Genomic DNA, 13161 nt, shown 5'->3' on the forward strand with positions numbered 1-13161 from the left:
GGGCCAGACTGTGGGCTCGTCACTGCTGCACGACACGAACGGAAGGTGACACGCCCGTGACCAGCTCGATCACCGAAATCGAGACCTATGGGGTCGAGCGGATCCCGGACGGGGACCGCACGGCCCGCCCGATCGATCTGTTCCGTCTCGCCTTCGGCGGTGCCAACACGTTCGCGACGTGCGTCCTCGGCGCCTTCCCCATCCTTTTCGGCCTCTCCTTCTGGCAGGGCCTCGCCGCCACCGTCCTCGGCCTGGTCGCCGGGGCGCTGCTGCTGGCACCCATGGCCCTCTTCGGCCCGGCGAACGGAACCAACAACGCCGTCTCCTCCTCCGCCCACCTGGGCGTGCACGGACGCGTCGTCGGCTCCTTCCTCTCGCTGCTGACCGCCGTCGCCTTCTTCTCGATCTCGGTCTGGTCCTCCGGCGACGCCCTCGTCGGCGGAGCGCACCGGCTCGTCCACGTCCCCGAGTCCGACGTCTCGTACGGCATCGCCTACGCGATCTTCGCCGTACTCGTCCTGGCCGTCTGCGTCTACGGCTTCCGCTTCATGCTGCTGGTCAACAAGATCGCGGTGATGGCCGCCTCCGCGCTCTTCGTGCTCGGCGCCTTCGCCTTCTGGGGCGACTTCGACCCCGGTTACGCGGGCTCCTTCGCCTCGACCGCCGATCCGCTGTTCTGGCCGTCGTTCATCGGGGCGGCGCTGATCGTGCTCTCCAACCCGGTCTCGTTCGGCGCCTTCCTCGGCGACTGGTCCCGCTACATCCCGGCCGGAGCGCCCCGCCGCCGGGTGATGGGCGCCGCGTTCCTCGCGCAGATCGCCACCCTGCTGCCGTTCCTCTTCGGCCTGGCCACCGCGTCGATCATCGCCGCCAAGGCCGCCAAGTACGTCGACCCGGCCGCCCCGAACTACGTCGGCGGACTGCTCGCCGTCTCGCCGGGCTGGTACTTCCTGCCGCTCTGCCTGATCGCCCTCATCGGCGGTCTCTCCACCGGCACCACCTCGCTCTACGGCACCGGCCTCGACTTCTCCAGCGTCTTCCCGCGCTTCAGCCGCGTCCAGGCCACCTTCTTCATCGGCGTGCTCTCCATCGCCTTCATCTTCGTCGGCCGCTTCGCGCTGAACCTCGCCCAGTCCATCTCCACCTTCGCCACGCTGATCATCACCTGCACCGCCCCGTGGATGGTCGTCATGGCGCTGGGCTACGTCACCCGGCGCGGCTGGTACGACCCCGAGGCGCTCCAGGTCTTCAACCGCCGCCGGCGCGGCGGCCGGTACTGGTTCGCCCACGGCTGGAACTGGCGCGGCATGGCGTCCTGGCTGGTCTCCGCCGTCGTCGCCCTCCTCTTCACCAACCTGCCCGGCCAGTTCGTCGGCCCCCTGGGCGACCTCGCCTCCGGCGCGGACATCTCCCTGCCGGTCGGCCTCGTCCTCGCCGCGGTGATCTACCTCGCGCTGCTCACCCTCTTCCCCGAGCCCCGCGCGGTCTACGGCCCCGCCGGCCCCCGCTTCGTCCGCGCCGCCGACACGGAGGTCCCGCCCATCACCGGCGGCCCCGGGGAGCCGGTGGCGGCCGCGACCGCCGTGGGCTGACCGCCGCGGATCGACCGTACGGGCGCGCACCCCACGCGTCACACCCCACCCGGACACCACCCAGGCCTCCCCCCACGGCAAGGAGCCGATCAATGAGCGACACCCCCGGACACGAGGACGTGCGGGCCGCCGCCGACGCACTCGTCGCGGCCTTCGCGGAAGGCCGCCTCGACGACTACTTCGGCGCCTTCGCCCCGGACGCGACCTTCGTCTTCCACACCACCCCCCAGCGGCTGGCCTCCACCGCCGAGTACCGTGCCCTGTGGCAGCGCTGGGTGGAGGAGGACGACTTCCGCGTCCTGGCCTGCACCTCCACGGACCAGCTGATCCAGTACCTCGGGGACACCGCGGTCTTCAGCCACGACGTGGAGACCCGTATCGCCACCTCCTCGGGCGAGGAGACGCTGCTGGAGCGCGAGACGATCGTCTTCGCCCGCGCGGCGGACGGCGGCTGGCCCGCCGTCCACGAGCACCTGTCCGCCCGTACCACCGTCTGACCAGGAGAACCCGTTCCATGAGCACCACGTTCCGCAACTACATCGACGGCGTATCCGTGGACGCCGCGGACGGTCGCACCCTCGACGTGGTGGACCCCACCACCGGTGACGTCTACGCCACCTCGCCGCTCTCCGGCCAGGCCGACGTCGACGCCGCCATGGCCGCCGCGGCGGCGGCGTTCCCGGTGTGGCGCGACACCACCCCCGCCGTGCGCCAGCGCGCCCTGCTCAGGATCGCCGACGCGATGGAGGCGCGGGCGGACGAGCTCGTCGCCACCGAGAGCCGCGACACCGGCAAGCCGCTCCACCTCACCCTGAGCGAGGAACTCGCCCCCGCCATCGACCAGATCCGGTTCTTCGCGGGCGCCGCCCGGATGCTGGAGGGCCGCTCGGCCGGCGAGTACATGGAGGGCATGACCTCCATCATCCGGCGCGAGCCGGTCGGCGTCTGCGCCCAGGTCGCCCCCTGGAACTACCCGCTGCTGATGGCGGTCTGGAAGTTCGCCCCGGCCCTCGCGGCGGGCAACGCCGTCGTGATCAAGCCCTCCGACACCACCCCGGCGTCGACCGCGCTCATCGCCGAGATCATCGGCGGCGTGCTGGCGGAGATGGACCTGCCGCCCGGCGTCTTCAACGTCGTCTGCGGCGACCGCGAGACCGGCCGCATGATGGTGGAGCACCCGACCCCCGCGATGGCCTCGATCACCGGTTCCGTACGGGCCGGCATGCAGGTCGCCGCCTCGGCGGCCAAGGACGTCAAGCGCGTCCACCTGGAGCTCGGCGGCAAGGCCCCCGCGGTCGTCTTCGAGGACGCGGACCTGGAGAAGGCCGTGGAGGACCTGATCGTCGGCGGCTTCTTCAACGCCGGCCAGGACTGCACGGCCGCGACCCGCGTGCTCGTCCACGAGTCGGTGCACGACGCCTTCGTGTCGGCGCTCGCCGCGGCGGCCAAGGGCACCAGGACCGGCCTGCCGGACGACGAGGACGTGCTCTACGGCCCCCTCAACAACGCCAACCAGCTGGCCCAGGTCAGCGGGTTCATCGACCGTCTCCCGGCGCACGCCACCGTCGAGGCGGGCGGCCACCGGGTCGGCGACAAGGGCTACTTCTGGGCGCCGACCGTCGTCTCCGGCCTGCGCCAGGACGACGAGATCATCCAGAACGAGGTCTTCGGCCCCGTCATGACGGTCCAGTCCTTCACCGACGAGGCCCAGGCCCTGGAGTTCGCCAACGGAGTCGAGTACGCGCTCGCCTCCTCGGTGTGGACCAGGGACCACGCCCGCGCGATGCGGATGTCGAAGAACCTCGACTTCGGCTGCGTCTGGATCAACAGCCACATGGCACTGGTCGCCGAGATGCCGCACGGCGGGTTCAAGAAGTCCGGCTACGGCAAGGACCTCTCCGCGTACGGCTTCGAGGACTACACCCGGATCAAGCACGTCATGACCGCCCTCTGATCCTTGCCCCACCCGGTCGCGCGACAGCCCGCGCGGCCCACGCACGGCATATACGTACGGCCGACGTCCCGTACGGCCCACGCCCCGCCCCGGTCCCCGGTGCGGGGCGTGGGCCGTACGCGGCCCGTCGCGCGCACCGCGCACGCCCGGTCGGGTGGCCGGGGCGGCCCGGACCCCGTCCGGGGCCGGGGGACGGGCAGGTACCGGGGCATGAGCGAAGAACACGCCGACCGCCCGGACACCGCCCACACCCGCCCCGACGGGGTGGGCGACGCGACCGTCCGCGCCCTGGGCGCCCTGTCGGAGGCGCTGGAGACCACCGAGCGCGCCCGCGGTTCCCTCTATACCTTCCACCAGCTCACCGGGGGCGCCGACTTCCAGCTCGACGAAGCCGTACGGCTCCTTCGCGAGGCCGGCCACGACGGTGCGGCGGACCTGGTGGAGCGGGAGATCGTGGGCCGTAACGTCATCCCGGGCCACTGGACGTTCCAGATCGTCGAGGCGTACGACCGCACGTACTACCGGCCCTTCGCCGACGTCGAACGACGCCTGGTCGACGAACTGGTCGCCGGGCGAGCCCACTTGTACGAGGCGGAACTCAAGGAGGCGCGCCGGACCCGGGGCCTGCCCGACCACACCGCGCGCCCGGGCACCGCGCGGTGGTGACCCGGGCCGGAGACCTGCCGTCGGCCGGACGCGGGCCGCCCGGGTCCGGAGCGGGCCGGGCCCTGCCCGCGGCCCGGCGGCGAAGGGTGTGGCGGCGGTCGGTCAGCGCCGCCGGTCCGCAGGAGTCCGCCGGTCCTCGCCGTAGAGGCCGATGGCGAGGGCGACCGCGGCGCGGGTGGCCGGGTGGGGATCGTGCCGCCGCCACACGAGGTGGACAGGGACGGGTGCGGCGTCACGCAGAGGCCGGTAGACGATGCCGTCGCGGCGGTACTGGGCGGCGGTGGCCCGGGGGGTGACGCCGACGCAGCGGCCGGAGGCGATGGAGGCGAGCCAGTCGTCGATGTCGTGGGTGTGCTCCACGGCGGGCCGTCGGTCCTCGGGCCACAGGTTCAGGGTCGTGGTGCCGGTACGGCGGTCGAGGGCGAGGGTACGGGTGGCGACTTCCTCCAGACCGACGCTGCGACGGTGGGCCCAGGGGTCGTCGGAGGCGAGAGCCACCTGGCGGTGCTCGAAACCGACGAGGGCGTGCGACCAGCGATCGAGATCGAGGGCGCTGCGGACCACCGCGAGGTCGCACAGCCCTTCCGCGAGCCCTCCGGTGGGGGAGTTGTGGCGAACGAGCCTGAGCTCGGTCCCGGGGTGCTCCTGACTCCAGCGGCGCTGGAACTCGGTGGTGTGGCGGCCGAAGGCCGACCAGGCGTGGCCGATGTGCAGACGGCTGTGGCCGGCCGTGGCGTCGGCCACGAGCTCGGCGGCGGCGGCCAGCAGCAGGCGGGCCCGGGCAAGGACCCGCACGCCGGCCGCGGTGGGCTCCACCGTGCGGCTGGTGCGGTGCAGCAACCGGACGCCGAGGGTTCTCTCCAGGGCGAGAAGCGTGCGGGAGACGGCCGCCTGTGAGACGCCCAGCTCCAGGGCCGCGTCCGTGAAACTGCCCGAGTCGACGATGGCCACCAGACAGCGCAGGTGCTTGAGCTCCGGTCCGGCGGTGCTTCCCCCGTGCACATCCATACGCTCAGCGTATCGACAGTGCGGCGCATGCATTTTGCGTATCCGTGGAGGGAGCGCACGGTCGGGCCATGGAAACCTCGACGGACACCGTGCGCGCCCTGACCGACGGCGGTGGGGCACCGGACCGGACCGGAAGCCGCCGGGCCGGGGTGGCGCTGATGCTGGGCAGTGGTCTGTCCAACCAGATCGGAGCCTCGGTGGCGGCGCTGGCGTTCCCCGCCATCGGCCCGGCGGGAGTGGTCGCGATCCGCCAGTGGGTGGCCGCCGGAGTCCTGTGGGCGGTCGGCAGGCCGCGCCCGCGCTCGTTCACCGCGGCACAGTGGCGACCGGTGCTGGCACTGGCGCTGGTGTTCGCCGTGATGAACCTGTCCCTGTACGCGGCCATCGAACGCATCGGACTCGGGCTGGCCGTCACCCTGGAGTTCTGCGGACCTCTGGCCGTGGCGCTGGCCGGCTCCCGTCGCCGCCTCGACGCCCTGTGCGCGACGGCGGCCGCCGCCGCCTCGACGCCCTGTGCGCGACGGCGGCCGCCGCCGCCGTCGTCGTGCTCGCCCGCCCCTCCCCGTCCACCGACTACCCCGGTATCGGCCTGGCACTGGTGGCCGCGGTGTGCTGGGGAAGCTACATCCTGCTCAACCGCACCGTGGGCCGGCGTCTGCCCGGACTTGAGGGATCGGCCACCGCGGCGGTCGTCTCCGGCACGCTCTACCTCCCCGTCGGCGCACTGACGCTCTGGCGGCATCCCCCCACTCCCGCCACCCTCGCCTGCGCGCTGGCGGCGGGGCTGCTCTCCTCGGCGGTGCCCTTCCTCGCCGACCTGCTCGCGCTGCGACGCGTCCCGGCGCACTTCTTCGGCACGGTCATGAGCGCCAACCCGGTCTTCGCCGCCCTGATCGGTCTCGTCGTGCTCCACCAGCACCTTGACGCGGCCGCGTGGACGGCGGTCTTCGTCATCGTCGGCGCCAACACCGTCGCCGTCGGAGCGGCACGCACGTCACCGGAGCAGCGGACCCGGGACGCCTGACGCACCTTCAGGAGGGGTGCCGCCGGCCCCTCCACCACCCCGCCGCCCTCCTCCTACGACCACGTCCCGCACACTGGTGCCCCGCACCCGTACGAGCGAGGCGAGCCATGGCTTTGCAGATCAGCGCCACCAACCCGGAACACCCCGCACTCCTCCTGGAGCTGCCGTGGCACCTGCCGCTGGAGGAGTGGCCGGAGAAGTACCTCGTACCGCTGCCGCGCGGCATCTCCCGGCACGTGGTGCGCTACGCCCGCGCCGGAGCCGACGTGATCGCCGTCAAGGAACTCGCCGAGCGCCCGGCCGTCCGCGAGTACGACCAACTGCGCACCCTCGACCGGCTCGGGATACCCGCGGTCGACCCGCTCGCCGTGGTCACCGGACGGGCCGGGGCGGACGGGGAGCCGCTGGAGCCCGTACTCATCACCCGGCACCTCAACGGCTCGCTGCCCTACCGCTCGATGTTCGAGACCACGATGCGCCCGTCCACCGTGCACCGGCTGATGGACGCCCTCGCGGTCCTGCTCGTCCGGCTGCACCTCGTCGGATTCGCGTGGGGCGACTGCTCGCTCTCGAACACCCTCTTCCGGCGCGACGCGGGCGCCTACGCGGCCTACCTCGTGGACGCCGAGACCGGGGAGACCCACGAACGGCTGAGTAACGGTCAGCGGGAGTACGACATCGACCTCGCCCGCGTCAACATCAGCGGTGAGATGCTCGACCTGGAGGCCGCCGGAGCGCTCCATCCCTCGGTGGACCCGATCGCGTTCGGCGCCGAGATCTCCCGCCGGTACACCGCGTTGTGGCAGGAGCTGACCCGTACCTCCGTCTACCCGGCGGGCAAGTACCACTACATCGAGCGACGGGTGCGCCGGCTCAACGACATGGGCTTCGACGTGGCCGAGATGCAGATCGTCAACTCGCCGGACGGCGACACCGTCACCTTCGTGCCCAAGGTCGTCGACGCCGGCCACCACCAGCGCCAGCTGCTGCGGCTGACCGGTCTCGACACCGAGGAGAACCAGGCGCGGCGGCTCCTCAACGACCTGGAGAGCTGGATGGCCACCCAGGACGACTACGCCCCCGGCGACCCGCTCGGGGCGCGTACCGAGGTTCTCGCGCACCGCTGGGTCCGCGACCAGTTCAGGCCCACGGTCCGTGCCGTCCCGCTCGACCTGCGGGGCTCCATGGACCCGGCCGAGCTCTACCACGAGCTGTTGGAGCACCGGTGGTTCCTCTCCGAGCGCGCCCAGCACGACATCGGCCTGGAGGCAGCCGTCGCGGACTACACCGCCACCAGGCTTCCCCCGGCCGAAACGCCCGCAGCCGCGGAGACCGCCGGGGAATAGCCGCCCGCAGGGCAGGAGCCGGTCCGCCCCGGCCCGCCGAGATGCGTCCGCCCCGTCCTGCTGCTTCGCTGGGAGCGTCGGATGTCCAGCGGACGAGGAGTGGTGATGAGCGGAGCGGACGAACCCGCCAAGCTGGCCCGCCAGATGCGGGACAAGGCCCAGCAGCTGAGCGAGGCCGCCGAAAAGGCGAAGGACCCCGAGGAGCGGCAGCGCCTCGCGGAGAAGGCCCGCAAGATGCGCGACCGCAGCGAGCAGCAGTCCGGAATGAGCAGCGGGGACATCTACCCGCAGCTGTAGTACGAGTGCCGGGCCCGCCGTCGAAGCGGTGCCGCCCCACCACGGGGCCGGCACCGCTTCCGGTGTGCGGCTGATCTTCCTCGAACCGGCCGTCAGGGCTCGAACTCCTGGGTACGCGGGGCGAAGCGGCAGTCGCGGCCCTCCGGCGGGGACTCCCGGGCGGTGCACCCCGTCCTTCGGCTGCACTCGTCACCCTGACCGCCGGACGCGGCACCGCCAGTCACGCGGCTCTGCGGCCCTCGCGCGTAGATGGTGTCCGGCGGATCTGGGCCGGGCGGACCGGGGCTGGGTGCTGCGCAGTGTCGACCTGCTCGCCCAGTACGACTCGTACGCGATGATCGGGCTCATCTCGCCCCGTACTTGCTGATGATCATCGGTTCGGAGGCGGAGACCGTCTGCGGTCCGTTGGGTCCGGGAGACCCTCAGCCCCGCAATTCGGCGAGGTGGGCACGCATTTCGTCGGAAGCGCGGGTGAACCAGTCTGCCAGCACCGCGGTCTCATCGGGCGAGTAGTCGGCGAAGAGGGCCGTCAGCCGCCGGTAGAAGGGTTCGTACACCGCGACCACCCGGCTTGCCGCGGACTCGTCGGCGACGATCCGGACCCGTCGGCGGTCGCCGGGGTCGGGCTGTCGGCGGGCGAAGCCGGCGCGCTCCAGACGGTTGAGCACGCCGGTGATGGCGCCGGTCGTGAGGTCGGCACGCTCGGCGAGGTCTCCCGCGGTCAGCGCGTCGGGGCCCGCCCCGAGGATGTGCCCGAGGCAGGTCAGATCCGTGACGTTGAGCCCCAGCGACTGGGCGACGTCGCTCTGGCCCACGAGACTCAGCGCGACGAACTGGTCCATGCGCTGAAGTGCCTGCTCGGCCGAGGCATCGGGGCGGGGCTTGCCCTCCACGAGCATTCTCCTTAGCATCTAAGTTACTTAGCTCGTGAGATGAAATATCTCTTCGGAGCCTGCCGCTGTCATTTTCCTGGACGGAGAGAGTGTTGAGCGCACACGGTGACGTCGACCTCGGCCACACCCTGGCGGGATGGGCCGGTACGGCCCTTGCGATCGTCGGCGTCACGGGCGCCGGAGCCGCCGTCTGTGCGGCTTCCCCGCTCGGCGTGCTGCTGGCCGGGGCGGTGACCGCGGCGGCGGGCGTCGTCACCTGGCTGCTGCATCTGGCGGGCTGGGGCAAGCCCGGCGGCCCCCGGCCCCCGGAGGAGTGGAGTTGGCGGGTGCGCGACACCCGGGCCCGGGCGGGGCACCCGGGCTGCCTCGGATGCCGGATGGCCAGGCGCGGGGCGTCCCGGACCGGGGAAGCCTCCTCGCCGCTGGCCGACGCTCTGACCTGCTGAGACGGGCCGGGGCGCGTGGGCGCCGGGGTGCCCCTTCCGTCCCGCCGATAATTCCCGGCACCGGACCGGACCCGGCTGTTATCGTGGACGACACGTGATCAGCGATGTGATCACCGATGAAGGAGAGCAGTTGTGAAGGGTGACGACGACATCTCCGGGTGAAACCCGAAGGTGATCGGCCACCGGCAGGCGCGCATCCGCGCCGCTGTGATGGCTCCCGTTGTCGTACCCCCACCCCTGTTCGCCGCCGGGCGGCCCGCTGTCGACGCGCGCCCGCATCACATCGCGAGGACATCTCCATGCCCGCATCGTTCCTCAGCTGCTCCAACCTCACCTTCGCCTGGCCCGACGGCACCCCCGTCTTCCAGGACCTCTCCTTCACCGTCGGCGCCGGCCGCACCGGACTCGTCGCGCCCAACGGCGCGGGCAAAAGCACCCTGCTGAAGCTGATCGCGGGCGAGTACCGGCCGGTCCGGGGCTCCGTCTCCGTGAACGGAGTGCTTGGCCACCTCCCGCAGGACCTGCCTCTCACCGTCGGACTCACGGTGGCCGAGGTGCTCGGCGTCGCCCCGGTGATCCGCGCCCTCGACGCCATCGAGTCCGGCGACACGAGCGAGGAACTCTTCGCCGCGATCGGCGACGACTGGGACATCGAGGAGCGCACCCGGGCGCAACTCGACCGTCTCGGCCTCGAAGACGTCACGCTGACCCAGCCCCTGGACACCCTCAGCGGCGGCCGGATCGTCTCACTCGGGATCGCGGGGCAACTCCTGCGGCGCCCCGACGTGCTCCTCCTCGACGAACCGAGCAACAACCTGGACCTCGACGCGCGCCAGAAGCTCTACACCGTGATCGAGGAGTGGAACGGCTGCCTCCTCCTGGTCAGCCACGACCGCGAGCTGCTCGACCGGATGGACCGCATCGCCGAACTCGACCGGGGCGAAGTCCACTTCTACGGAGGGAACTTCACCTCCTACGAAGAGATGGTGCGCGCCGAGCAGGAGGTCGCCGAGAAGAACGTCCGCAGCGCAGAGCAGGAGGTGAAGCGGGAGAAGCGGGAGATGCAGCAAGCCCGCGAGCGCGCCCAGCGCCGCTCCAGCAACGCCGCCCGGAACATCAAGAGCGCCGGGCTGCCCAAGATCGTGGCGGGCGGACTGAAGCGCAGCGCCCAGGTGTCGGCGGCCAAGGCGGACGGCATGCACGCCACCCGTGTCGGGGACGCCCGGGCCCGGCTCGACGAGGCGGGCCGCGCCCTCCGCGACGACCAGCGGATCACCCTGGAACTCCCCGAGACCCGCGTACCCGCAGGACGGACCGTCTTCCTGGGCGAGGACGTCCAGGTCCGCCGGGGCGACCGGGAGTTGTTCGCCGGTGACGGGGTGCACCTGGAGATCCGCGGCCCCGAGCGGATCGCGCTCACCGGATCCAACGGGGCAGGCAAGTCCACCCTGTTGCGGATCGTCCAGGGCGAACTGGCGCCGGAGGGCGGGACCCTGAGGCGGGCCGACGGCCGCATCGCGTACCTCTCCCAGCGCCTCGACCTGCTCGACCCCGCCCGCACCGTCGCCGAGAACTTCGCGGCCTTCGCACCCGCGCTGCCGGAGGCGGAGCGGATGAATCTGCTGGCCCGCTTCCTCTTCAGGGGGTCGCGCGCGCATCTGCCGGTGCGGGCGCTCTCCGGCGGCGAGCGGCTGCGGGCCACCCTCGCCTGCGTCCTCTACGCCGAACCGGCGCCGCAGCTCCTGCTGCTGGACGAACCCACCAACAACCTCGACCTGGTCAGCGTCGGCCAGCTGGAGAGCGCGCTCAACGCCTACCAGGGGGCCTTCGTGGTCGTCAGCCACGACGAGCGGTTCCTCGCGGAGATCGGGGTGAACCGTCGGCTGCGCCTGGCCGACGGACGGCTGACGGAGGCGGACGCGCCCGACGCGCACTGACCGCCCGCCGTTCCCCCGCCCGCGCGCGGGGGCCTCTCGTCCGGGGCGTGCCGGTCCCGCGTGCCCCGCAGGGCCCGGACGAGAGGCCCGAGGCCCCGCCCTGCGGGCACCGCGACCGAACGAACCCAGGTGATCCCCATGAGCCGACCCGCCCTGCTCGCCCACGACCTCGTCGTCACGCTCGGACGGCGCCGGGTGCTCGACGGCGTCTCCCTCACCGCCGCCCCCGGCCGCCGTATCGGCCTGATCGGGGAGAACGGCGCCGGAAAATCCACCCTGCTGAGAGTCCTCGCCGGGGTGACCGAGCCCGACTCCGGCATCGTCGTCCGCCCCGCCGGCCTCGGTCACCTCCACCAGGAGATGCCGTACGAGGGCGGAGCGACCCTCACCGAGGTGCTCGACGACGCCCTCGCCGAGTCCCGCGCGGACCTCGCCCGACTCGACCTGCTCTCCGGGGAGATCGCCGCCGCACCGGAGGACACCCCCGGCCACGCCGACCTCCTCGCCCGGTACGCACACTGCCTGGAGCAGGCCGAGGAGCACGAGGCGTGGGACGCCGACCGGCGCGCCCGGCTCGTCCTCGACGGCCTCGGTATCGGGGCGCTGCCCCACGACCGCACCCTCGGCTCCCTCTCCGGCGGTCAGCGGGGGCGGCTCGCCCTGGCGGCGCTGCTGATCCGCCGGCCCACCGCGCTCCTCCTCGACGAGCCCACCAACCACTTGGACGACGAGGCCGCCGCGTTCCTGGAGCGCCGGCTGTGCGAGATGCCCGGGGCCGTCGTGGTGGCGGGGCACGACCGGGCGTTCCTCGACGCCGTCTGCACGGACCTGATCGACCTCGACCCCGCCGTCCGGGGGCCGGTCCACTACGGCGGGGGCTACACCGCGTACCAGGACCAGCGGCGTGCCGCCCGGGAGAGCTGGCAGCGCCGCTTCGAGGAGGAGGAGAAGGAACTCGCCGAGCTGCGCGACGCGGTGGAGGTCACGGCCCACCGGGTCGCCCCGGACCGGGGGCCGCGCGACAACGAGAAGATGGGGTACGGCCACTCCGCGGGCCGCGTCCAGAACCAGATCGCCCGGCGAGTGCGCAACGCCGCCCGCCGACTCGTCGAACTGGAGCGGCAGCGGGTCCCCGCACCGCCGGAGCCGCTGCGCTTCCGTACCCCGGAGCAGCGGCCCGCCGAACCCGTCGCTCCGTCCGCGGGCGACGCCCCGCTGCTCTCCCTCCGGGACGTCCGGGTGCCCGGCCGCCTCACCCTCGACCGCCTGGACCTCCACCCCGGCCACCGCCTGCTGGTCACCGGACCGAACGGCGCGGGCAAGTCGACGCTCCTCGCGGTGCTGGCGGGCGGACTCATGGCCCCGGCCGGCCGGGTGCGGCGCCGGGAGGGACTGCGGACCGGACTGCTGGCCCAGGACACGGTGTTCGAGCATCCCGGCCGTACCGTCGCCGAGACCTACGCCCTCGGGCTCGGCGAGGAACGGTCCGAACGTGTCCCGCTCGCAGCCCTGGGACTCTTCGCCGCGCGGGATCTCGACAGCAGGGTCGGTGAGCTGTCGGCCGGTCAGCGCCGCCGGCTCGCCCTCGCCCTGCTGGTCGCGGACCCACCGGACCTGCTGCTGCTCGACGAGCCGACCAACCATCTCTCGCCCCGGCTCGCCGACGAGTTGGAGGAAGCGCTGGGCGCCGGCCCCGGGACCGTCGTGGTCGCCAGCCACGACCGGTGGCTGAGGTCGCGGTGGCCGGGTACGGAACTGTGTCTGCGGGCGCCGACGGGGGAGCGGGCGTGAGGAACGTCGCGTTCGCCCGCGACGGAAACCGGACGCCAGTGCGGGAGGGAAGGGTGGTCATCGGGTACAAATCGTGGTGATCGTCCGCCCTCCGGCCGGGCCACCGCCCCGGCCGGAGGGCGGCTTACCGACTACAAGGTTCTGATCCTCTCCGTCGATGAGCAATACGCCGCCGAATCACTGCAGCAGCAACTCGCCGACCAGAAC

General features: G+C 72.5%; 11 protein-coding genes and 1 pseudogene. 10 read left to right on the forward strand and 2 right to left on the reverse strand.

Annotated elements, in window-relative coordinates; genetic code table 11:
* The first annotated feature begins 56 nt into the window (after positions 1-56).
* The 4 genes from ACWCWD_RS32480 to ACWCWD_RS32495 all read left to right on the forward strand — a co-directional run bounded on the left by ACWCWD_RS32480 (position 57) and on the right by ACWCWD_RS32495 (position 4212).
* Positions 57-1592 (forward strand): purine-cytosine permease family protein, encoded by a 1536-nt coding sequence (locus ACWCWD_RS32480; RefSeq protein WP_450778460.1) that lies wholly within the window; start codon positions 57-59, stop codon positions 1590-1592.
* Between the two features lie 92 nt (positions 1593-1684).
* A complete protein-coding gene (locus tag ACWCWD_RS32485) occupies positions 1685-2089 on the forward strand; it encodes a YybH family protein (RefSeq protein WP_450778461.1) in 405 nt (134 codons plus the stop codon).
* 17 nt (positions 2090-2106) lie between these two features.
* Positions 2107-3546 (forward strand): gamma-aminobutyraldehyde dehydrogenase, encoded by a 1440-nt coding sequence (locus ACWCWD_RS32490; protein WP_450778463.1) that lies wholly within the window; start codon positions 2107-2109, stop codon positions 3544-3546.
* Between the two features lie 210 nt (positions 3547-3756).
* The gene (locus ACWCWD_RS32495; protein ID WP_450778465.1) at positions 3757-4212 is read left to right on the forward strand and encodes a hypothetical protein; all 456 of its coding nucleotides are present in this window, start codon (positions 3757-3759) and stop codon (positions 4210-4212) included.
* A 102-nt stretch (positions 4213-4314) separates the two neighbouring features.
* Here ACWCWD_RS32495 and ACWCWD_RS32500 read toward each other — a convergent pair whose 3' ends face one another.
* Positions 4315-5220: a LysR family transcriptional regulator gene (locus ACWCWD_RS32500; RefSeq protein ID WP_450778467.1), complete on the reverse strand. Its 906-nt coding sequence runs from the start codon at positions 5218-5220 to the stop codon at positions 4315-4317.
* 158 nt (positions 5221-5378) lie between these two features.
* On the opposite strand from ACWCWD_RS32500, the pseudogene ACWCWD_RS32505 reads away from it, so the two are divergent.
* The 3 genes and pseudogenes from ACWCWD_RS32505 to ACWCWD_RS32515 all read left to right on the forward strand — a co-directional run bounded on the left by ACWCWD_RS32505 (position 5379) and on the right by ACWCWD_RS32515 (position 7887).
* Positions 5379-6244, forward strand: a pseudogene (locus ACWCWD_RS32505) (EamA family transporter).
* Between the two features lie 107 nt (positions 6245-6351).
* On the forward strand, positions 6352-7590 hold the full coding sequence (locus ACWCWD_RS32510; RefSeq protein ID WP_450778469.1) for a DUF4032 domain-containing protein: 1239 nt from the start codon (positions 6352-6354) through the stop codon (positions 7588-7590).
* 105 nt (positions 7591-7695) lie between these two features.
* Positions 7696-7887 carry a DUF6381 family protein gene (locus ACWCWD_RS32515; RefSeq protein ID WP_450778471.1) on the forward strand — a complete coding sequence of 64 codons (192 nt, stop codon included), beginning with the start codon at positions 7696-7698 and terminating at the stop codon, positions 7885-7887.
* Positions 7888-8309: 422 nt separating this feature from the next.
* Here the strand turns inward: ACWCWD_RS32515 and ACWCWD_RS32520 are convergent, their stop codons facing one another.
* Positions 8310-8780, reverse strand: coding sequence for a MarR family transcriptional regulator (locus ACWCWD_RS32520; RefSeq protein WP_450778473.1), 471 nt, complete (start codon positions 8778-8780; stop codon positions 8310-8312).
* A gap of 92 nt (positions 8781-8872) precedes the next feature.
* Between ACWCWD_RS32520 and ACWCWD_RS32525 the strand changes: the two genes are divergently transcribed.
* The 3 genes from ACWCWD_RS32525 (at position 8873) to ACWCWD_RS32535 (ending at position 12954) form a co-directional block, all read left to right on the forward strand.
* Positions 8873-9226: an HGxxPAAW family protein gene (locus tag ACWCWD_RS32525; protein ID WP_450778475.1), complete on the forward strand. Its 354-nt coding sequence runs from the start codon at positions 8873-8875 to the stop codon at positions 9224-9226.
* Positions 9227-9525: 299 nt separating this feature from the next.
* The gene (locus ACWCWD_RS32530; protein WP_450778477.1) at positions 9526-11163 is read left to right on the forward strand and encodes an ABC-F family ATP-binding cassette domain-containing protein; all 1638 of its coding nucleotides are present in this window, start codon (positions 9526-9528) and stop codon (positions 11161-11163) included.
* A gap of 138 nt (positions 11164-11301) precedes the next feature.
* The gene (locus ACWCWD_RS32535; protein ID WP_450778479.1) at positions 11302-12954 is read left to right on the forward strand and encodes an ABC-F family ATP-binding cassette domain-containing protein; all 1653 of its coding nucleotides are present in this window, start codon (positions 11302-11304) and stop codon (positions 12952-12954) included.
* Positions 12955-13161: the final 207 nt, after the last annotated feature.

The organism is Streptomyces sp. NPDC001493, assembly GCF_053597235.1.

What these genes read in the sequence shown, in the direction of transcription:
- ACWCWD_RS32515 (WP_450778471.1), top strand. Translation starts at nt 7,696, where the DNA reads ATGAGCGGAGCGGACGAACCCGCCAAGCTGGCCCGCCAGATGCGGGAC.
- ACWCWD_RS32495 (WP_450778465.1), top strand. Translation starts at nt 3,757, where the DNA reads ATGAGCGAAGAACACGCCGACCGCCCGGACACCGCCCACACCCGCCCC.
- ACWCWD_RS32510 (WP_450778469.1), top strand. Translation starts at nt 6,352, where the DNA reads ATGGCTTTGCAGATCAGCGCCACCAACCCGGAACACCCCGCACTCCTC.
- ACWCWD_RS32535 (WP_450778479.1), top strand. Translation starts at nt 11,302, where the DNA reads ATGAGCCGACCCGCCCTGCTCGCCCACGACCTCGTCGTCACGCTCGGA.
- ACWCWD_RS32500 (WP_450778467.1), bottom strand. Translation starts at nt 5,220, where the DNA reads ATGGATGTGCACGGGGGAAGCACCGCCGGACCGGAGCTCAAGCACCTG.
- ACWCWD_RS32490 (WP_450778463.1), top strand. Translation starts at nt 2,107, where the DNA reads ATGAGCACCACGTTCCGCAACTACATCGACGGCGTATCCGTGGACGCC.
- ACWCWD_RS32485 (WP_450778461.1), top strand. Translation starts at nt 1,685, where the DNA reads ATGAGCGACACCCCCGGACACGAGGACGTGCGGGCCGCCGCCGACGCA.
- ACWCWD_RS32530 (WP_450778477.1), top strand. Translation starts at nt 9,526, where the DNA reads ATGCCCGCATCGTTCCTCAGCTGCTCCAACCTCACCTTCGCCTGGCCC.